This is a genomic window from Streptomyces sp. NPDC033180 (assembly GCF_055577645.1).
Map to the genome: position 1 here is coordinate 20548 of NZ_JBVIPU010000018.1, position 20321 is coordinate 40868.

At 69.8% G+C, this 20321-nt stretch carries 18 protein-coding genes; 10 read left to right on the forward strand and 8 right to left on the reverse strand.

The features are described 5' to 3' along the window. The first annotated feature begins 99 nt into the window (after window positions 1–99). The 3 genes from ACZ5WE_RS33585 (at window position 100) to ACZ5WE_RS33595 (ending at window position 4886) form a co-directional block, all read left to right on the forward strand. Entirely contained in the window at window positions 100–1947 is a 1848-nt protein-coding gene (locus tag ACZ5WE_RS33585; protein WP_467689459.1) for an outer membrane protein assembly factor BamB family protein, read from the forward strand. Window positions 1948–2020: 73 nt separating this feature from the next. After that, window positions 2021–3898: an outer membrane protein assembly factor BamB family protein gene (locus ACZ5WE_RS33590; protein WP_467689457.1), complete on the forward strand. Its 1878-nt coding sequence runs from the start codon at window positions 2021–2023 to the stop codon at window positions 3896–3898. 262 nt (window positions 3899–4160) lie between these two features. Next, window positions 4161–4886 carry a helix-turn-helix transcriptional regulator gene (locus ACZ5WE_RS33595; RefSeq protein ID WP_467689456.1) on the forward strand — a complete coding sequence of 242 codons (726 nt, stop codon included), beginning with the start codon at window positions 4161–4163 and terminating at the stop codon, window positions 4884–4886. A 22-nt stretch (window positions 4887–4908) separates the two neighbouring features. On the opposite strand, the gene ACZ5WE_RS33600 is transcribed toward ACZ5WE_RS33595, so the two are convergent. Together ACZ5WE_RS33600 and ACZ5WE_RS33605 are read right to left on the reverse strand one after the other, a co-directional pair. After that, window positions 4909–5190 carry a hypothetical protein gene (locus tag ACZ5WE_RS33600; RefSeq protein WP_467689455.1) on the reverse strand — a complete coding sequence of 94 codons (282 nt, stop codon included), beginning with the start codon at window positions 5188–5190 and terminating at the stop codon, window positions 4909–4911. 24 nt (window positions 5191–5214) lie between these two features. Continuing rightward, the gene (locus ACZ5WE_RS33605; protein WP_467689454.1) at window positions 5215–6897 is read right to left on the reverse strand and encodes a sodium:solute symporter family protein; all 1683 of its coding nucleotides are present in this window, start codon (window positions 6895–6897) and stop codon (window positions 5215–5217) included. A gap of 217 nt (window positions 6898–7114) precedes the next feature. On the opposite strand from ACZ5WE_RS33605, the gene galT reads away from it, so the two are divergent. The 3 genes from galT to galK are packed head-to-tail and all read left to right on the forward strand — an operon-like array spanning window position 7115 to window position 10362. Then, entirely contained in the window at window positions 7115–8212 is a 1098-nt protein-coding gene (galT, locus tag ACZ5WE_RS33610; RefSeq protein WP_467689452.1) for a galactose-1-phosphate uridylyltransferase, read from the forward strand. Beyond that, window positions 8209–9204 (forward strand): UDP-glucose 4-epimerase GalE, encoded by a 996-nt coding sequence (gene galE / locus ACZ5WE_RS33615; protein ID WP_467689451.1) that lies wholly within the window; start codon window positions 8209–8211, stop codon window positions 9202–9204. The genes galT and galE overlap by 4 nt, the downstream gene beginning before the upstream one ends. Before the next feature lie 3 nt (window positions 9205–9207). After that, window positions 9208–10362, forward strand: a complete 1155-nt coding sequence (gene galK / locus ACZ5WE_RS33620) for a galactokinase (RefSeq protein WP_467689450.1) — start codon at window positions 9208–9210, stop codon at window positions 10360–10362. Window positions 10363–10386: 24 nt separating this feature from the next. Here galK and ACZ5WE_RS33625 read toward each other — a convergent pair whose 3' ends face one another. Further along, window positions 10387–10842, reverse strand: coding sequence for a GNAT family N-acetyltransferase (locus ACZ5WE_RS33625; protein ID WP_467689448.1), 456 nt, complete (start codon window positions 10840–10842; stop codon window positions 10387–10389). Between the two features lie 264 nt (window positions 10843–11106). On the opposite strand from ACZ5WE_RS33625, the gene ACZ5WE_RS33630 reads away from it, so the two are divergent. Continuing rightward, complete coding sequence (locus ACZ5WE_RS33630; RefSeq protein WP_467689447.1) at window positions 11107–11883, forward strand: LuxR C-terminal-related transcriptional regulator; 777 nt, start codon at window positions 11107–11109, stop codon at window positions 11881–11883. Here the strand turns inward: ACZ5WE_RS33630 and ACZ5WE_RS33635 are convergent. Further along, window positions 11842–12339 carry a MarR family winged helix-turn-helix transcriptional regulator gene (locus ACZ5WE_RS33635; protein ID WP_160505514.1) on the reverse strand — a complete coding sequence of 166 codons (498 nt, stop codon included), beginning with the start codon at window positions 12337–12339 and terminating at the stop codon, window positions 11842–11844. The two genes, ACZ5WE_RS33630 and ACZ5WE_RS33635, sit on opposite strands and share 42 nt — an antisense overlap. Window positions 12340–12507: 168 nt before the next feature. On the opposite strand from ACZ5WE_RS33635, the gene ACZ5WE_RS33640 reads away from it, so the two are divergent. Together ACZ5WE_RS33640 and ACZ5WE_RS33645 are read left to right on the forward strand one after the other, a co-directional pair. Next, on the forward strand, window positions 12508–13344 hold the full coding sequence (locus ACZ5WE_RS33640) for a trans-aconitate 2-methyltransferase (RefSeq protein WP_467689445.1): 837 nt from the start codon (window positions 12508–12510) through the stop codon (window positions 13342–13344). A 5-nt stretch (window positions 13345–13349) separates the two neighbouring features. Next, complete coding sequence (locus ACZ5WE_RS33645; RefSeq protein ID WP_467689443.1) at window positions 13350–13718, forward strand: VOC family protein; 369 nt, start codon at window positions 13350–13352, stop codon at window positions 13716–13718. Window positions 13719–13802: 84 nt separating this feature from the next. Here ACZ5WE_RS33645 and ACZ5WE_RS33650 read toward each other — a convergent pair whose 3' ends face one another. Further along, window positions 13803–14489 carry a TetR/AcrR family transcriptional regulator gene (locus ACZ5WE_RS33650; protein ID WP_467689441.1) on the reverse strand — a complete coding sequence of 229 codons (687 nt, stop codon included), beginning with the start codon at window positions 14487–14489 and terminating at the stop codon, window positions 13803–13805. Continuing rightward, a complete protein-coding gene (locus ACZ5WE_RS33655; RefSeq protein ID WP_467689439.1) occupies window positions 14486–15499 on the reverse strand; it encodes an acyl-CoA desaturase in 1014 nt (337 codons plus the stop codon). The genes ACZ5WE_RS33650 and ACZ5WE_RS33655 overlap by 4 nt, the downstream gene beginning before the upstream one ends. 289 nt (window positions 15500–15788) lie before the next feature. On the opposite strand from ACZ5WE_RS33655, the gene ppc reads away from it, so the two are divergent. Then, entirely contained in the window at window positions 15789–18524 is a 2736-nt protein-coding gene (ppc, locus tag ACZ5WE_RS33660) for a phosphoenolpyruvate carboxylase (protein ID WP_467689437.1), read from the forward strand. Between the two features lie 663 nt (window positions 18525–19187). Here ppc and ACZ5WE_RS33665 read toward each other — a convergent pair. Then, complete coding sequence (locus ACZ5WE_RS33665) at window positions 19188–19649, reverse strand: hypothetical protein (RefSeq protein ID WP_467689436.1); 462 nt, start codon at window positions 19647–19649, stop codon at window positions 19188–19190. A gap of 56 nt (window positions 19650–19705) precedes the next feature. After that, window positions 19706–20308 (reverse strand): aminoacyl-tRNA hydrolase, encoded by a 603-nt coding sequence (gene pth / locus ACZ5WE_RS33670; protein ID WP_467689434.1) that lies wholly within the window; start codon window positions 20306–20308, stop codon window positions 19706–19708. Window positions 20309–20321: the final 13 nt, after the last annotated feature.

The following is a 20321-nucleotide window of genomic DNA, read 5'->3' on the forward strand; positions in this document are numbered from 1 at the left end:
GGGGCGGACCGGTCAGTTGTGCCAGGCGCTCAGGGTGATAGAAAGGTCGGCCTGAGCACCGCTTGGCGTGCCGAAAAATCAGTGAAGGGGGAAGCGCTGATGACTCAGCCGCCCAACCAGCCGCCGTCCGGCGGTTTCGGAGCACCGCAGGATCCACAGCAGGGAGCCGCTCCGCAGCCACCGGGCCAGCCACCGCAGATGCCCGGTCAGCCACCGGCCCCGCCGTCGGGAGCCCCGCAGACCCCGCCCGCGCCCCAGCCAGGCTATGGCTACCCGCAGACGCCGCCCGCACCCCAGCCGGGTTACGGCTACCCGCAACAGCCGGGACAGCCGGGACCGTACAACCAGCCCGGACCTTACGGCCAGCCCACGCAGCCCGGTCAGCCGGGTCCCTACGGCCAGCCCACGCAGCCGGGCCCCTACGCCCAGCAGCCCCAGTACGGCTACCCGCAGCAGCAGTTCCCCGGCGGCCCCGGCGTGCCCGGCACCCCGCCCGGCGGCGGTGGCGGAAAGAACCCCTTCAAGGGCAAGCCCGGTCTGATCGTGGCGGCCGTGGCGGCCGCGGCGCTCGTCATCGGCGGTGTCGCCTGGGCGGTCGTCGGCGGTGACGACGGCGGCAGTAAGAAGAAGCACACCGCCGGCAAGAGCGACGACCCCAAGGCCAGCGAGTCCGCACCGGTCAACCCGGGCGACGGCGGTGGCGACGGGGAGGGCGAGAAGGAGGACCTCAACGCGGGCCGCCAGCCCGGCGAGTCGAAGGTGCTCTTCTACAAGGAAGCGCCCAAGGTGCCCGGTTCGGGCGCCGACGCCAACGGCATGTGGGTCCAGGGCGACATCGCCGTCAAGGCGGCGTACAAGGAGCTCACCGCCTACAACGTCAAAACGGGCGAGGAGGCCTGGCCGACGGTCACGTTCCCGCAGAAGATCTGTGGCACGACCCCGCAGGTCACGGACGACAACAAGATCGTCGTCGCGTACAAGGACGGGCAGAAGGACGACGCCAAGTGCAGCCAGGTCCGGGTCGTCGACCTGAAGACCGGTGCCAAGGGCTGGACGAAGCCGGTCGAGGAGGAGGGGCTCTTCGACATGTCCCTCAACGTCGACCTCTCCATCACCGGTGACACGCTGATGGTCGGCCGCTCCCAGTCCGGCACGGCGCTGCGGATGAGCGACGGCAAGGAGCTCTTCGTCTCCGAGAAGAAGGACGAGGGCACCTGCTTCCCCAGCGGCTTCACCGGCGGGAAGAAGATGCTCCGCGCCCTGTCGTGCGGTGCCGGTTCCTCCACGGAGCACGACGAGCTCCAGCAGATCGACCCGAAGACCGGCAAGGCCGCGTGGACGAAGAAGTTCCCCAAGGGCTGGCAGATCGGCCGGGTCTACTCCGAGAGCCCGACGATCGTCTACCTCACCAACGAGGACAAGAAGCAGTGGAACATCACCACGCTGAAGCCCAACAGCAGTGACACCCGCTCCGAGGTCGGCGTTGACGAGAAGTTCGCGCCGGAGTGCGGCGGCTCGACGTTCCTCGGCGGCAGTCTGCAGGGCTGCCTGGGCGCGACGACCGACGACAAGAACCTCTACCTTCCGACCGAGGCGACCTCCGGAGCCAACGAGGTCGTGGCGATCAGCCTCGCCACCGGCAAGGAGGCCTGGCGCGTGAAGTCGCCGCTGGAGGAATCGATGCTGCCGATGAAGATGGACGGCGGTTCGCTCATCGCCTATGTCAACCCCTCGTACGACTCCGGCGGCCAGGTCGTCTCGATCCCGCTCTCGGGTTCGCACAAGCCGAAGACGCTCCTGAAGAACCCCGAGGGGACCGCTGAGATCGAGAGCGGCTTCTACTCGAAGGACGTCGACTACGTGGACGGTCGCTTCTACATCTCCACCACGCGGCTCTCGGGCAGCGCGAAGGGCCAGGAGAAGCTGATGCTGGCCTACGGCAAGTGATCTTCTCCGTCGGGCAGGCGCCCGCGCCCTCCTCGTCGCTCAGTTCATCTCTCGTCCCCAAGGAATCGACGTCATGACCCAGCCGCCCCAGCCGCCCAACGAGCCCCCGCAGGGCGGGTTCGGCGCCCCCCAGGACCCGCCGCCCGGCGGTTTCGGCGCACCGCAGGACCCCCCGCCGGTGGGCTTCGGCAAGGCGCCCGAGCCGCAGGACCAGCCTCAGGACCCGTCCTACGGCTACCCGCAGACCCCGCCGCCCGCCCAGCCGCCGACGCCGCCCCCGCCGCCGCAGGGCCAGCCCAACTACGGCTACCCGCAGGCACCGCAGGCTCCCGGCACCCCGCCCCCCGGCCAGCCCCAGGGCTACGGCTACCCGGGCCAGCCGACGCAGCCGTACAACCAGCCGACGCAGCCGTACGGCCAGCAGGCCCCGTACGGCGCCTACCAGCAGCCCGGCACGATGCCGATGGCTCCGCAGGCGGGCGTCCCCGGCGGCTCGGGCGGTTCGAAGCTCAGCGGCCAGATGAAGATCATCATCGGTGCGGTCGTCGCGATCGCCCTGATCGTCGGCGGCGGTGTCTACTACGCCTCGACGCAGAAGGACGACACCGAGGCGAGCTCCGAGGGCTCGACCGGTGGCGGCGAGGGCGGCGACGAGGAGCAGAAGGGCGGCGACGAGCAGGGCCCGAGTGGCCCCGGCAAGGAGAAGGTGCCGGCCAACACCAGCGCCACCGTCTCCATGCAGCTCCCGCAGCCCGAGGTCCCCAAGGACGACGTCTGGAGCATCAAGGGCTCCTGGCTCACCGAGGACGTCTACGCCAAGGCGGGCGTCAACAAGATCGTCGGCTATGACCCGTCCGACGGCAAGGAACTGTGGACGCTGCCGCTGAAGGGGCAGACGTGCGCGAGCTCGCGCGAGGTCACCAAGGACGGCATCGTCGCGGTCGCCTACGAAGAGGGCAAGCGGACCAAGAAGGGCGACCACAAGACCTGTTCACAGATCTCCGCGGTCGACCTGACGGACGGCGAGAAGCTCTGGACGGAGACCATCGACGAGGGCAGCATGGCCGCCCGCGTCCAGGAGGTCACCATCAGCGGCAGCACCGTCGCGGCCGGATCCAGCGCCGGCGGCGCGGCCTTCGACCTCACGTCGGGCGACCACCTGTGGGAGCCCACCCCGGGTAAGGAGTGCCAGGACGAGGGCTACGCGGGCGGCGAGCAGCTCGTCGCCGTCCAGAAGTGCGGTGACTACGGCGACGAGAAGCTGAAGGTCCAGCTCCTCGACGCCAAGACCGGCAAGTCGAAGTGGACGTACCCGGTGACGCCGGGCGTCGACAACGCCAAGATCATCTCGACCCGCCCCGTCGTCTTCGGCCAGGACACCCAGGAGATCACCGCGAGCGGCGTCACGGACGCCTTCTCGCTCGACGACCAGGGCAAGCTCCGCGCCAAGATCTCGCTGCCCGACGGCAAGTACGACCACGACTGCGAGGTCAACGTCATCTACGCCTGCACCTCGCTTGCGGTGGGCAACGACAAGCTCTACGTCCCCACCCGCCAGCACGACGGCGGTGGTGACGGCTACAGCCAGACGAACGAGATCATCGCGTTCTCGCTGGCCACCGGCAAGACCACGGGTGACCGTGCCGACGCGGGCGAGGACGGCGAGATGTTCCCGATCCGCATGGACGGCGGCAACATCCTGGCCTACAAGGACGCGGGCTACGACAAGGGCGCCCAGGTCGTCTCCATCAACGGCAAGACGATGAAGGAGACCAAGCTCCTGGAGACCCCCGCGGCCGAGTCCGTCGGCAGCGCCATCAGCGGAATGGTCCCCAAATCGAACGAACTCCTCTACACCGACGGCAGGTTGTACCTCGGCAAGGAGCTGATCAGCAAGCCGTACTCGAAGGACGAGAAGGAGTACACGGCCCTGGGCTTCGTCGCCCAGTAGGTCTCCTGACCTCCGCGTACGCACCGGACGGCCCCGTTCCCGATGAGGAGCGGGGCCGTTTCGTCTCGCGCGTGCGCCGTTCCGTACGCACGTGCTCCCTCCCACTCGTATGTGGCCGGGATTTCGGCATTCCGGGCCGCTTATCGCCGGTAGGGGGCGCGCAGCGTCGAACAAGCGTGTAGCTTCCGGGGGATGAGTGGGCGTGGGGCCGGGGGGCCCTCGATCCGTGGGGGATCCGTGGGGGAAAGTGGGGGGTTGCTCGATGGGTGTGCGACTCATGGTGGTCGACGACCACCGACTGCTCGCCGAGGCACTAGCCTCGGCCTTGAAGCTGCGTGGACACCGGGTGCTCGCCGCGGCCGCGCCCGCGGCAGGGGCGGCGGAGCTGGTCATCAGCCGGGCCCCCGAGGTCTGCCTGCTCGGCACGGCGACGCCGGCGGAGGCCGGCATGTTCGATCCGGTCGTGAAGATCAAGCGGGAGCGGCCGCAGGTCGCCGTGGTGGTGCTCGGCCCGGTGCCGAGTCCGCGCGGCATCGCCGCGGCCTTCGCCGCGGGTGCTTCGGGATACGTACGCCATGACGAGCGCATCGAAGGCGTCGAGCGCGCCATCATGAAGGCGAGAGCCGGTGAGGCGGCGGTCGCGCCGCAACTGCTCCAGGGCGCGTTCAGCGAGCTGCTCAATCCGGCCGCGCAGCCCGACGACGAGGGGCAGCGGCTGCTGCAGATGCTGACGCCGCGCGAGGTCGAGGTCCTGGTGCGGGTCGCGGACGGCGAGGACACCCGTCTCATCGCCGCGGGAATGGGGATCGCGCCCAGCACGGCGCGCACGCACGTGCAGCGCGTCCTGATGAAGCTGGGCGTCGGATCCCGTCTGGAGGCCGCGGCGCTCGCGGCGCGCACGGGGCTGCTCGACCGCGCGGAACGGCCCGCACCCGCCTTCACGGACGACGCGGAGACGCCGACGGGGCCCGAGTCACCACCGCAGTGAACTCGGGCCCCGTCCGGGGTTGTTACTCGTCCTCAGGGACCTCGGTGGGCGGGGGCGTGGGGCGCAGCCACAGCCAGCCGAGGAAGAAGAGCCCGAGCGCCAGCATGGCCAGGCCCGTCCAGAGGTTGATGTTGATGTCCTCGGCCTTCTTCATGTCGGCGTCGGACGGTGAGATTCCGGCGATCGTCACGATGATCCCGTAGACGACGAACAGACCGCCGATGATCCGCCGGATGTCGAAGAGACGGGCCGCCGTGGCGGACTTGCGCTCCAGTGCGGAGACTTCGTCGTGCAGTTCAGACATGTTCTTCCAGACCTCCGATCGGGGTTAGAGCGAGTACGGCAGGTAGCAGAGCGCGGCGAGCACGACCGCTCCCCAGCCGAGCAGCGCGGGCTTGCGGTACCAGGCGTCGTCGCCCTCGGCCGGTGGCTCGTCGATGCCCGGTGAGGTCGTCCCGTAGACCAGACCGGCCAGTTCGGCCTCCGGCTTGGGGGCGGTGAAGAGCGTGACCGCGACCATCACCACGGCGCCGGCGACGAAGCCGACGATCGCCGAGACGAAGTTGGCGCCCTGGTCGGTCGGGATGTCGATGACGCCCTGCTTGTAGATCCAGAAGTAGTTGACCATCGCGGCGGTCGTGCCCGCGAGCAGGCCCCACACACCGGACTTCATCGAGGCGCGCTTCCAGAACATGCCGATGATGAAGACCACGAACATCGGGACGTTGAAGAAGGAGAACAGCGTCTGGAGGTACCCCATGATGTTCGAGAACGACGAGGCGATGAAGGCCGTTCCGATGGAGGCCAGGACGCCGATCGCGGTGATGAGCCGGCCGAACCTCAGGTAGTAGCCGTCCTCGCGGTCCTTGACCACGTACTTCGCCCAGATGTCGTACGTGAAGACGGTGTTGAAGGACGACACGTTGGCCGCCATGCCCGCCATGAACGCCGCGAGCAGACCGGTCACCGCGATGCCGAGCACGCCGTTGGGCAGCAGCTCCTGCATCAGGTACGGGATCGCGTCGTTGTAGGTGAGGTCCGAGCCCGCGGTGCCGATCTTCGGGACGAGCACGGCCGCGACCAGGCCCGGGATCATCACCAGGAAGACGATGAAGATCTTCGGGAACGCGGCGATCAGCGGGGTGCGCTGGGCGGCGGAGAGGTTCTTCGCGGACAGGGCGCGCTGCACCTCGGCGAAGTTGGTCGTCCAGTAGCCGAAGGAGAGCACGAAGCCGAGGCCGAGGATGATCGTCAGCCAGTTCGCGCCCAGCGGGTTGGCGTCACCGATGCCGGTGCCGCCCCAGGCGGTCATGAAGTTCTCGCCGTGCGACTTCTCGATCGAGCCGCTCAGACCGTCCCAGCCGCCGACCTTCTTCAGGCCGATGACGCAGATCGGGATGAGGGCGGCCAGGATCACGAAGAACTGGAGGACTTCGTTGTAGATCGCCGAGGAGAGTCCGCCGATCGTGATGTACGCCAGGACGAAGAACCCGGCGACCACGATGGCCACCCACTGCGGCCAGCCGAGCAGCGCCTCGACGACGATCGACAGGGCGTAGAGGTTCACGCCCGCGATGAGTATCGCCGCGAAGGCGAAGAGTGCCGAGCTCAGCAGGTGCGCCGACTTGTCGAAGCGCTGGAGCAGGAACTCGGGGACCGAGCGGACCTTGCTGCGGTAGTAGAACGGCATCATCACGAGGCCGAGGAAGACCATCGCGGGGATGGCGCCGATCCAGTACCAGTGGACGACCGCGACACCGTACTGGGCGCCGGTCGCCGCCATGCCCAGGATCTCGGTCGCGCCGAGGTTCGCGGCCACGAAGGCGAGGCCGGTGACCCAGGCGGGCAGGGAGCGCCCGGAGAGGAAGAAGTCGAGGCTGGTCTTCACGGAGCGTCGGGCGGCGAAGCCGATGCCGAGGACCACGGCGAAGTAGATCGCCAGGATCGCGTAGTCAAGGCCGTTGGTGGGCAGCCGAAGCCCCTCGGCCAGGGTCTGTGTGGGGGACTGCATGCGTGAACTCGCTTCGTTGCGCGAACTGATCAGACCGGAACCTACGCCCCTCCCTTCAATAACTGAAGACTTCTGTTGGTGTTCTTTGTTGGATTGTGATCGGGCGCATAGCCGACGCTCAGCTTGCAGGTGGCAGCTGGCAGGCATTGACGATGCTGTTGCCTTGTGATTTGTTATGTGCGGTTATGTTGGGTGGGTGTTGGTGAGGAGCCCGGAAGTGAAGAAGACCTCGACCCGTCTCGCAGACGGTCGTGAGCTCATCTACTACGACTCGCGAGACGACGCCGTGCGCGACGCCGTCGACCAAAGGCCCCTGGACCCCATCTCCACCACATCCCAGATCCGCCGGGACCCGCTCCTGGGCGACGCGGTCGCCATCGCCTCGCACCGCCAGGGCCGCACCTACCACCCGCCGGCCGACGAGTGCCCGCTCTGCCCCTCCGCGGGCGAGCGTCTGAGCGAGGTCCCCGACTCCTCGTACGACGTGGTCGTCTTCGAGAACCGCTTCCCCTCACTGGCCGGGGACGCCGGACGCTGCGAGGTCGTCTGCTTCACCTCCGACCACGACTCGTCCTTCGCCGACCTCACCGAGGACCAGGCCCGCCTCGTCCTCGACGCCTGGACCGACAGGACCGCCGAGCTCTCGCACCTCCCCTCCGTCGAGCAGGTGTTCTGCTTCGAGAACCGCGGCGCCGAGATCGGTGTGACCCTCGGCCACCCGCACGGGCAGATCTACGCCTATCCCTTCGTCACCCCGCGTACGTCCCTGATGCTGCGGTCGCTCGCCGCGCACAAGGAGGCGACGGGTCGCAACCTCTTCGACGACGTCGTGGCCGAGGAGTCGGCGGGCGAGCGCGTGGTCCTGGACGCCGAGCACTGGGTGGCGTTCGTGCCCTACTCCGCGCACTGGCCCTACGAGGTGCACCTCTACCCCAAGCGCCGGGTCCCGGACCTGCTCGGGCTCGACGAAGCGGCGCGCACAGAGTTTCCCCAGGTGTATCTGGAACTCTTGAGGCGCTTCGACCGGATCTTCGGCGGAGGTGAGGGCGAAGGTGAAGGCGGGGCCGAGAGCGAGCCGCTCACGCCGTACATCGCCGCGTGGCACCAGGCGCCCTTCGGCGCGCTGGAGGGCGCCGAAGGACATACCGCGGTCAACCGGGACGACTTCGCACTCCACCTCGAGCTTTTCACCATTCGCCGCACTTCGGGCAAGCTGAAGTTCCTCGCGGGTTCCGAATCCGGCATGAGCGTGTTCATCAACGACGTGCCGCCGGAAGCCGCGGCCCAGCGATTGCGAGAGGCAGCGAGTTCATGAGCGGTAAGTACCTGGTCACCGGCGGGGCGGGCTATGTGGGAAGCGTGGTGGCCCAGCATCTGATCGAGGCCGGGCACGAGGTGACCGTCCTCGACAACCTCTCGACCGGCTTCCGTGCGGGAGTCCCGGCCGACGCGACGTTCATCGAGGGCGACATCCGCGATGCCGCCAAGTGGCTGGACTCCTCCTTCGACGCCGTGCTGCACTTCGCCGCCTTCTCCCAGGTCGGCGAGTCCGTCGTGAAGCCCGAGAAGTACTGGGACAACAACGTCGGCGGTACGATGGCGCTGCTCGCCGCGATGCGCGACGCGGGCGTGCGCAGGCTGGTGTTCTCCTCCACCGCGGCGGCCTACGGCGAACCGGTCAGCAGCCCCATCACGGAGACCGACCCCACCGCACCGACCTCCCCCTACGGCGCTTCGAAGCTCGCCGTCGACCACATGATCACCGGTGAGGCCACCGCCCACGGCCTGGGCGCCGTGTCGCTGCGCTACTTCAACGTGGCGGGCGCCTACGGCCGGTACGGCGAGCGGCACGACCCCGAGTCGCACCTGATTCCCCTCGTCCTCCAGGTCGCACAGGGCCGTCGCGAGGCGATCAACGTCTTCGGCGACGACTACCCGACCCCGGACGGCACCTGCGTCCGCGACTACATCCACGTCGCGGACCTGGCGCAGGCGCACCTCCTCGCCGTCGACGCGGCGACCTCCGGCGAGCACCTGATCTGCAACCTCGGCAACGGCAACGGCTTCTCCGTGCGCGAGGTCATCGAGACCGCCCGCCAGGTCACCGGACATCCGATCCCCGAGGTCATGGCCCCGCGCCGCGGCGGCGACCCGGCGGTCCTCGTCGCGTCCGCGGCCACCGCGCGGGAGCGGCTCGGCTGGAATCCGTCCCGCGCGGACCTCGCGGAAATCGTCGCCGACGCATGGGCGTTCGCCCAGCGTCAACCGGGACAGCAGTCAACCGGGTCAACAGGGGTCAAGGGGTAACTGATGGACGTAGCGCGGCAGTTCGCGAAGCTGTACGGGTATGAGGCGGCGGGCGTCTGGTCGGCCCCGGGCCGGGTCAACCTCATCGGCGAGTACACGGACTTCAACGAGGGCTTCGTGATGCCGCTCGCGCTGCCGCACACCGCGGTGGCGGCGGTGGCACGCCGCGCCGACGGTGTCCTGCGCCTCCACTCGGCGGACATCGACGCTCCGGTCGCCGAACTGCCGGTGGACGAGCTGACACCCCTGTCGAAATACGGCCAGGGCGGCTGGGCCGCCTACCCCGCGGGCGTGGTCTGGGCGCTGCGGGAGGCGGGCCACGCCGTCTCCGGGGGCGCGGACATCCACCTCGCCTCGACCGTGCCGACCGGGGCGGGCCTGTCCTCGTCCGCCGCCCTGGAGGTCGTCACGGCACTCGCCCTGAACGACCTGTACGAACTCGGGCTGGCTGCCCCCGAGTTGGCGGTCCTGGCCCAACGCGCCGAGAACGCCTTCGTCGGCGTGCCGTGCGGCGTGATGGACCAGATGGCCTCGGCGTGCGCCACCGAGGGCCACGCCCTGCACCTGGACTGCCGGGACCTGTCGATACGGCAGGTCCCCTTCGACCTCGCCGCGCACGGCCTGCGGCTGCTCGTCGTCGACACCCGGGTCAAGCACGAGCTGGGCGACGGGGCGTACGCGGAACGGCGGGCCGGCTGCGAGGAGGGCGCGCGGCAACTGGGCGTGTCCCACCTCCGGGACGTCCCGTACGCCGAACTCCCCGCCGCCCTGGCGAAACTGACGGGCGAGCAGATCCGCCGCTACGTACGCCACATCGTCTCGGACGACCACCGGGTGGAGCAGGTCATCGGCCTGCTCGACGCGGGGGAGGTGCGGGCGATCGGCCCCGTCCTGACCGAGGGCCACGCCTCCCTCCGGGACGATCTGCGCATCTCCTGCGAGGAGTTGGACCTGGTGGTGTCCTGTGCCAACGCGGCGGGTGCGATCGGCGCGCGCATGACGGGCGGCGGCTTCGGCGGCTCGGCGATCGTCCTCGTGGAGGAGGCGGACGCGGAGCCGGTGACGAAGTCGATCCTGGAGGCCTTCACTTCGGCGGGCTTCACGTCCCCACGGATCTTCCCGGCGGTCCCGTCGGCGGGCGCACGCCGGGAGAGGTGACCCTCCCCGGCCCCGCCTGCTCGCCTACCCCAGCCGTTTCGTCAGGGTGAACTCCTTGGCTCCTTCGGGGTAGTCGGGGATCACCGACACCACCTCGTAGCCCTGGCCGCGGTAGAACCCCGGCGCCTGGAAGTCCCACGTCTCCACGCGGGAGTTGCGGCAGTCCCGCTCCTCGTGCGCGATGCGTTCCGCTTCGGCGAGCAGTTGGGCGCCGAGGCCCGCGCCCCGGTGCTTCCCGCTGACCCAGAGGTGGTTCACATGGAGCCAGCGCCCCCACGTGTGTCCGGCGAGGCCGCCGACGAGGCCCTCCGCGCGTTCCAGGAGCCAGACGGCCAGCGGTATTTCACGATCCTGCGGGGTGCCCCGCAGCGCGCGGAGCACCGGTGAGGCCCTGGAGTTCGCGTCCTGAAGACCGGCGAGGAGCAGAGCGAACCGTTCTTTGTCGACTCCTGTCTCAATACGAAACATACGGCTCACCATAAACGCGCTGGCCAGTCAGTTCTGTAAATTACCTTCCGCTCCTGCCGTGCGGCCCTACTCTGAGTGGCAGTGCCGGTGGGGGCCGGCACTGATCAGGGGGCGAGACAGTCGGGTACGGCACCCGGCGTGGGGGTGGCAGTCACAGCTCGGCGGCGGCCGTGCGACTGCGGTGACCCCCGTTCCAGGTGTCGTACCCGCACCGTACGTCCTCCGACGATGGGGTATCCCCTGCTCTTCGAGGAGAGCTTGGGGGAGGGGGTTTCAGTGGTTCGTATCCGAGTCCTGGTCGTCGACGACCATCGCATCTTCGCCGAGTCGCTCGCGGCGGCACTGGCGGCGGAGCCCGACGTCGACGTGTCCGCGGCGGGCAGCGGCCCGGCCGCACTGCGCTGCCTGGAGCGGGCGATAGCCGAGGGGCGCAGATACGACGTGCTGCTCGTCGACGCCGACCTGGGCGCGTCAGCGAGCGCCGTGCAGGGCGTGCGGCCCGCACCTTCGGTGCAGGAGGGCAACGCGGACGGTCTGGTGGACGGCATATCCCTGGTGGCCGGGGTCCGTTCGGGCCAGCCGATGGTCCGTACGGTCGTGCTCGCCGAGAGGGACGACCCGCGCAGGGCGGCCCTCGCACTGCAGGCCGGCGCGTCGGGCTGGGTCGCCAAGGACTGCTCGCTCTCCCGGCTCCTGACGGTCATACGGGGCGTGCTGCGGGAAGAGACGCATCTGCCGCCCGCGCTGCTCACCGGCGTCCTGCGCGAGCTGACCGCCGCGCGCAAGCACCGCACGGAATCCGAGCGCCTGGTGGAGTCGCTGACCCCGCGCGAGCGCGAGGTGCTGCGCTGCATGGTGGCGGGCCTGGGCAGGAAGGCCGTGGCCGAGCGCCTCTTCCTCTCCCCGCACACGGTGCGTACGCACATGCAGAACGTGCTGGGGAAGCTGGGCGTCCACTCCACGCTCGCGGCCGTCGCTCTTGCACGCAGGGCAGGGGTGGGGCCGGTCGACCTAGCCGGGGATGTTGTCGAACGGGGCGGTCAACTGGCGTAGCAGCCCGGCCAGTTCGCCGCGCTGTCCGCGGGAGAGCTCGGCGAGGATCGCCCGCTCCTGCTTGAGGAGTCCGGCGAGGGCCTGGTCCGCGCGGTCCTGCCCTTCCTCGGTCAGCCGCACCAGGACGCCACGCCGGTCGCTCGGATCGGGCAGCCGCTCGACGAGGCCCTTCTTCGCGAGCCGGTCGATGCGGTTGGTCATCGTGCCGGACGTCACCAGGGTCTGGGTGAGGAGCTGTCCGGGGGAGAGCTGATAGGGCGCACCCGCGCGCCGCAGTGACGTGAGTACGTCGAACTCCCACGGCTCCAGATTGTGCTCGGAGAACGCGAGCCGACGGGCCCTGTCGAGATGCCGCGCCAGCCTGCTGACACGGCTGAGCACCTCGAGTGGTTCCACGTCGAGGTCAGGGCGCTCCCGGCGCCATGCCGCGACCAGACGGTCGACCTCGTCCTCCATGACGATCAGTGTAGGGGGTCTGTCGACGTGAAGTCTCTTGACGTCAAGAGACTTCGGGGTTGAGGATGGATCTGTACGGCTTTACGACGACCATGGCGTCGGCAATTCCGCACGGCGCCGAAGCGGATTCTGTACGGCGCCGAGGTCCGCCCCCAGAGGAGGCCATTGATGTCCGCCACCCCCAGCTCCTCGCCCACGTGGGACCCCGGACAGTACCTGCGCCACTCCGGGCACCGGGCCCGCCCCTTCGTGGACCTGCTGGCCCGCGTCCCCGAACTCCCCGCCACGGGTGACCGTCCGCCGCGTATCGCGGACCTGGGCTGCGGGCCCGGCAACGTCACGCGTCTGCTGGCCGAACGCTGGCCGACGGCGCACATCACCGGCTACGACAACTCGCCCCAGATGCTGGAGCAGGCGGAGCGCCTGGCGGGTCCCACGGCCGGTGGCGGCCGCCTTGACTTCGCCGCGGCGGACGCCGGGGGCTGGGCGCCGGCCGAGGGGACGTACGACCTGATCCTGTCCAACGCGACCCTCCAGTGGGTGCCGGGCCACCCGGACTCCTTCCCTGCCTGGATCGCGGCGCTGACCCCCGGCGGCTCGTTCGCCTTCCAGGTCCCCGGCAACTTCGACGCCCCGAGCCACGTCCTGATGCGCGAGCTGAGCGAGTCCGAGCGGTGGCGGGAGCGGCTCGGCGGGCGGCTCCGCCACGCGGACGCGGTGCTCACGCCGACGGCCTACCTGGAACGGCTTGCCCCGCTGGGCTGCGAGGTGGACGCGTGGGAGACGACGTATCTGCACCTCCTGGAGGGGGAGGACCCGGTCCTGGACTGGGTGAAGGGGACGGGCCTGCGGCCTGTGCTGACGGCGTTGGCGGACGACGCGGAGGCGAAGGAGGCGTACCTCGCGGAGTACGGGGAGCTGCTGAGGAAGGCGTACCCGGCGGGGCCGGGCGGCACGGCCTTCCCCTTCCGCAGGGTCTTCGCCGTGGCCCGGCGGGAGGGCTGAGCCCCATGCTGACCGGCATCGACCACGTCCAGCTGGCCGCGCCACCGGGGAGCGAGCCGGAGCTTCGGGCCTTCTACTGCGGGGTGCTCGGCATGACGGAGGTCCCCAAGCCGGGGGAGCTGGCGGGGCGGGGCGGATGCTGGTTCCTGGCCGGGGCCGGGGCCGTACAGCTGCACCTCGGTATCGAGAGCGACTTCCGCCCGGCGCGCAAGGCGCACCCGGGACTGCGGGTGCGGGACATCTCCGCGTACGCGGAGAGACTGGCCTCGCGGGGCACCCCCCTCACCTGGGACTACGCGCTGCCCGGCCACCGGCGCTTCTACGCCGAGGACCCGGTGGGCAACCGCCTGGAGTTCCTGGAGCGGGAGGGGTGAATATCCCTACCCCCCGGCTGCGCGGCCGGGGGGCCTGCCCCGGAAGCGGAAGGGTGCCCACCGCAGGGCGCCCGCACCGCCGGGCTAGCTCTTGCGGTGGCCTATCAGGCGTGGCTTCGGTTCCAGGCCGTCCAGGCCGTGCCATGCCAGGTTCACCAGGTGCGCCGCCACCTCCGCCTTCTTCGGCTTGCGGGCGTCCAGCCACCACTGGCCCGTCAGCGCGACCATGCCGACCAGCGCCTGCGCGTACAGGGGAGCCAGTTTCTGGTCGAAGCCCCGCGTCTTGAACTCCTGGCCCAGGATGTCCTCCACCTGCGTCGCGATGTCCGAGATGAGCGAGGCGAAGGTGCCCGTCGACTGCGCCACCGGCGAATCGCGGACCAGGATGCGAAAGCCGTCCGTGTACGTCTCGATGTAGTCGAGGAGGGCGAACGCCGCCTGCTCCAGGAGCTCGCGCGGATGGCCCGCCGTCAACGCCCCCGTCACCCCGTCGAGCAGCGCCCGCATCTCGCGGTCCACCACCACCGCGTACAGACCCTCCTTGCCGCCGAAGTGCTCGTACACGACAGGCTTGGAGACCCCGGCCTTCGCCGCGATCTCCTCCACCGACGTGCCCTCGAAACCCTTGGCGGCGAAGAGCGTGCGGCCGATGTCCAGCAACTGCTCCCGGCGCTCGGCACCCGTCATCCGGGTCCGGCGCGTACGCCGAGGCTGCTTCTCTTTGCTGGAGGGGCTGGAATTGCCGGAGTCGGTCGCCACGTCGTCAATCATGCCGGGCCGACGGTCTTCGGCTTCCGGCGGGAGTCGATACGGGACTCCGACGGCCAGCGCACATCCGTCGCCCACCCCAGCTGCTCGCACCAGCGGATGATCCGCGCCGACGAGTCGACCTGGCCCCGCAGCACACCGTGCCGCGCCGACGTCGGATCGGCGTGGTGGAGGTTGTGCCAGGACTCGCCGCAGGACAGGACCGCGAGCCACCACACGTTGCCCGAGCGGTCGCGCGACTTGAAGGGCCGCTTGCCCACCGCGTGGCAGATCGAGTTGATCGACCACGTGACGTGGTGCAGCAGCGCGACCCGGACCAGCGAGCCCCAGAAGAACGCCGTGAAGGCGCCCCACCACGACATCGTCACCAGGCCACCGACCAGCGGCGGGATCGCAAGGGACACGATCGTCCAGAGAAGGAACTGGCGGGAGATCCTGCGGAGCGCCGGGTCCTTGATCAGGTCCGGTGCGTACTTCTCCTGCGACGTCTGCTCCTCATCGAACATCCAGCCGATGTGCGCCCACCACAACCCCTTCATCAGGGCCGGGAGCGTCTCGCCGAAGCGCCACGGGGAGTGCGGGTCGCCCTCCGCGTCGGAGAACTTGTGATGCTTGCGGTGGTCCGCCACCCAGCGGACCAGCGGGCCCTCCACCGCCATCGACCCCGCCACGGCCAGCGCGATCCGCAGCGGACGCTTCGCCTTGAAGGAGCCATGCGTGAAGTAGCGGTGGAATCCGATCGTGATGCCGTGGCAGCCCAGGTAGTACATGAACACCAGCAGGCCGAGGTCGAGCCAGCTCACCCCCCAGCCCCAGGCCAGCGGCACCGCCGCGACCAGGGCGAGGAACGGGACGGTGATGAACAGCAGCAGCGCCATCTGTTCGAGGGACCGCTTCTGCTCACCGCCCAGCGTCGCGGAAGGGATGGGAGATGACGAATCGGCATCGGTCGTCGATCGCGAAGCGTCTTCGATCACATCAGTGTCGGAACACGCATCGGAAGGTGTGGTCATGGGCACGTCCCCTGTGGGGTCGAGGGTTGAGGGTCACGGCGCGGGTGCGGCGGGCGCACGGTCACGGATTCCGCGTTATCTACGGTCCCGTAACCTACGGCGTCGTAAGTATGGCAGCGCGGAACCCGGCGGCAAGAGCCGCGAGTCCGTGCCGCGATGTGACACCTATCCTTGGGAACAGTCGGACAGCGCGGTCCGCTCTCTCTAGTTCCCCCGGAACGCGGATTCATATCCGCCCGGGGACCCCTCCCAGACCTGACGTGCTTCAACACTGCAAGGAGCCGCACCTGTGAGCAGTGCCGACGACCAGACGAACACCACAGCCAGCACCGAGCTGCGCGCCGACATCCGCCGCCTCGGCGACCTGCTGGGCGAGACCCTCGTACGTCAGGAGGGCTCAGAGCTCCTCGAACTGGTCGAGAAGGTCCGCCGCCTGACCCGTGAGGACGGCGAGGCCGCAGCACGCCTGCTCGGTGGCACCGAACTGGAGACCGCGGCCAAGCTGGTCCGCGCCTTCTCCACGTACTTCCACCTGGCGAACGTGACCGAGCAGGTCCACCGCGGGCGCGAGCTGCGCGCCCGGCGTGCCGCCGAGGGCGGGCTCCTGACCCGTACCGCGGACCGGCTCAAGGACGCGGACCCCGAGCACCTGCGCCAGACCGTGGAGCACCTGAACGTGCGCCCCGTCTTCACCGCGCACCCCACCGAGGCCGCCCGCCGCTCCGTCCTCAACAAGCTGCGCCGCATCGCCGAGCTCCTCGAGACCCCGGTCATCGAGTCCGACCGGCGCCGTCACGACACCCGCCTCGCCGAGAGCATCGACCTGGTGTGGCAGACCGACGAGCTGCGCGTCGTCCGTCCGGAACCCGCGGACGAGGCCCGCAACGCCATCTACTACCTGGACGAGCTGCACGCCGGCGCCGTCGGGGACGTACTGGAAGACCTCACCGCCGAGCTGGAGCGGGTCGGCGTCCAGCTGCCCGAAGGCACCCGCCCGCTGACGTTCGGCACCTGGATCGGCGGCGACCGCGACGGCAACCCGAACGTGACGCCCGCCGTCACCTGGGACGTCCTGATCCTCCAGCACGAGCACGGCATCAACGACGCCCTCGCACTCGTCGACGAGCTGCGCGGCTTCCTCTCCAACTCCATCCGCTACACCGGAGCCACCGAGGAACTGAAGGCCTCCCTCCAGCTCGACCTGGAGCGGCTGCCCGAGATCAGCCCCCGCTACAAGCGGCTGAACGCCGAGGAGCCCTACCGCCTCAAGGCCACCTGCATCCGGCAGAAGCTGGAGAACACCAAGGAGCGCCTGGCCCGCGGCACGGCCCACGAGGACGGGCGCGACTACCTCGGCACCGGCGAGCTCCTGCACGACCTCACCCTCGTCCAGACGTCGCTGCGCGAGCACAAGGGCGCCCTGTTCGCCGACGGCCGGATGAACCGCACGATCCGTACGCTCGCCGCGTTCGGTCTGCAGCTCGCCACCATGGACGTACGAGAGCACGCCGACGCCCACCACCACGCGCTCGGTCAGCTCTTCGACCGCCTGGGCGAGGAGTCCTGGCGGTACGTGGACATGCCGCGCGAGTACCGGCAGAAGCTGCTCGCCAAGGAGCTGCGCTCCCGCAGGCCGCTCGGCCCCTCCCCGGCCCCGCTGGACGCCGCGGGCGAGAAGACCCTCGGCGTCTTCCTCACCATCAAGAAGGCCCTGCAGGTCTTCGGGCCCGAGGTCATCGAGTCGTACATCATCTCCATGTGCCAGGGCGCCGACGACGTCTTCGCCGCGTCCGTCCTCGCCCGCGAGGCCGGGCTCATCGACCTGCACGCAGGCTGGGCGAAGATCGGCATCGTGCCGCTCCTGGAGACGACGGACGAGCTGCGTGCCGCCGACGTCATCCTCGACGAGATGCTCGCCGACCCGTCGTACCGCAGACTGGTCGCGCTCCGGGGTGACGTCCAGGAGGTCATGCTCGGCTACTCGGACTCGTCCAAGTTCGGCGGCATCACCACCTCGCAGTGGGAGATCCACCGGGCACAGCGTCGCCTGCGTGATGTCGCGCACCGCTACGGCGTGCGGCTGCGCCTCTTCCACGGCCGTGGCGGCACCGTCGGCCGCGGCGGCGGCCCCTCGCACGACGCGATCCTCGCGCAGCCGTGGGGCACGCTGGAGGGCGAGATCAAGGTGACCGAGCAGGGCGAGGTCATCTCCGACAAGTACCTCGTGCCGTCGCTGGCCAGGGAGAACCTCGAACTGACCGTGGCCGCGACGCTGCAGGCCTCGGCCCTGCACACCTCTCCCCGCCAGTCGGACGAGGCGCTCGCCCGCTGGGACGCGGCGATGGACGTCGTCTCGGACGCGGCCCACACCGCCTACCGCAAGCTCGTCGAGGACCCGGACCTGCCGACGTACTTCCTCGCGTCGACGCCGGTGGACCAGCTCGCCGACCTCCACCTGGGCTCGCGGCCCTCCCGCCGCCCCGGCTCGGGCGTCTCGCTCGACGGCCTGCGCGCCATCCCGTGGGTCTTCGGCTGGACGCAGTCGCGGCAGATCGTGCCGGGCTGGTTCGGCGTCGGCTCGGGCCTCAAGGCGCTGCGCGAGGCCGGTCTGGACACCGTCCTCGGCGAGATGCAGGAGCACTGGCACTTCTTCCGGAACTTCATCTCGAACGTGGAGATGACCCTGGCGAAGACGGACCTGCGGATCGCCCGCCACTACGTGGACACGCTCGTCCCCGACGAGCTGAAGCACGTCTTCGACGTGATCGAGGCGGAGCACGCGCTGACCGTGCAGGAAGTCCTGCGGATCACCGGCAGCGAGGAACTGCTCGGCTCCCACCCGGAGCTCCAGCAGACGTTCGGCATCCGTGACGCGTACCTGGACCCGATCTCGTACCTCCAGGTCGCGCTGCTCAAGCGCCAGCGCGACGCGGTGGCCGCGGGCGAGGAAGCGGACCCGCTGCTGGGCCGCGCGCTGCTTCTCACCGTCAACGGTGTGGCGGCGGGGCTGCGGAACACGGGCTGATTCTTGCTGGCGGGGGCGCCGGTGCTCGCGGGGCGCGGTTGTTGCCGCCGGGTCCGCTGTGGCTCGCGGGGCGCGTTCGTCGTCGCCGGGTCCGCTGTGGCTCGCGGGGCGCGTTCGTCGTCGCCGGGTCCGCTGGCTCGCAGGGCGGGTTAGGCGCCGCCGGGTCCGCTGTGGCGCCTCTGCCCCGCCGCTGCGCGGCGGATCTTTCCCGCCCACCCACCCGATTGCCCGGCGTCGGGTGGGGGGCTTCCGTCTGCTCGTCGGGTGTGCGTCCGGCTTGTCATCTCGCCGCTCCGCGGCGGATTTTCCCCACCCACCCGCCCGATTGCCCGGCGTCGGGTTGGGGGGGCGGGGTTCCCGTCCGTTGTCTGGCGTCAGGTGGGCATCTGGCTTGCAGTCCCGCCCAGCAGTGGGTTGGGTGGGCGTGGAGTGGTGGCGGCGGCGGTTGGTGGTGAGGGGGCCGATGTCACCCAGCCGTATCGCGCGCCCCTGTGGCTGCGGGGTGATCGGGTGGGTGGGTGGGAGACATCCGCCGCGGAGCGGCGGGCTTTCCGCGTGAGCGGGGACCAGGAGCAGCCTGGAGCGGTGGCGCTGGAAGATCAGCGTTGCGAAGGGGCTGCGGGGTAGCGCCGCGCAGCGGTCGGCCTGGTGGGCCTGAGTGGGTCAGAACGTCAGTGTGGCGAACGATGCCGTCAGGAGGCCGGTGCCCGCCAAAGCCAGGGTCCACGCCACGCGGGACAGCCGCAGGCCCCCGGCCACCACCACCGAGGCCAGCAGCAGGGCGCCGCCCAGCGGCAACCACGCGTGGAGGAACCCGGGGCCACCCGTGCGTACGACCTCGTCGGTGCCCGGCTTCACCGCCACCGGAATCCTCGACCCCTTCTTCTCCGCGATCGAGCGGTCGATCACGACCTCATCGCGCGGCTCGAAGCCCGCGGTCGAGGGGACATACGAACCGAAGCAGTCGTCGGACGAGCACCGCGCCACCCGCATCGTGCCCCGCTCACGCTCATCGGTGAGCATCACGTGCTGCGCCGTGCCCCAGGACGCCCAGACGCCCGCGACAAGCAGCAGCGCCGCGAGCCCGCCCATCGCCGTCCGGCGTAGGAGAAGCAGCGCGTTCATGGCGGCGATCCTTGGCCATGACGATGCGCTCAGTCAACCGTCCCGGGGGACACCGCTCAGGAGTTGTACGAGCTCTGCGCCCGCTCCAACCCCTCGATCACCAGGGCCTGAGCAGCATCCGCCGCCCGGTCCACGAAGTAGCCGAGCTCCTTGCGCTCCGCCGAAGCGAAGTCCTTCAGGACGAAGTCCGCCACCTGCATCCGCCCCGGCGGACGCCCGATCCCGAACCGCACCCGGTGGTAGTCCGGGCCCATCGCCTTCGTCATCGACTTCAGACCGTTGTGGCCGTTGTCGCCGCCGCCCAGCTTCAGCCGCAGCATGCCGTAGTCGATGTCCAGCTCGTCATGGACCGCGACGATGTTCGCCGTCGGGATCTTGTAGAAGTCGCGCAGCGCCGTCACCGGGCCACCCGACACATTCATGTACGACATCGGCTTCGCCAGGACGACCCGGCGGCTGCCCGGGCCCGCGGGACCGATCCGGCCCTCGAGCACCTGCGCCTGCGCACGCCCGCTCCGCTTGAACGAGCCACCGATCCGCTCCGCGAGCAGATCGGCCACCATGAAGCCCACGTTGTGCCGGTTCATGGCGTACCCAGGGCCTGGATTGCCCAGGCCCACGATCAGCCAGGGCGTACCGAGGTCCGTCGTCATCTGCATGTCTCCTTCATAG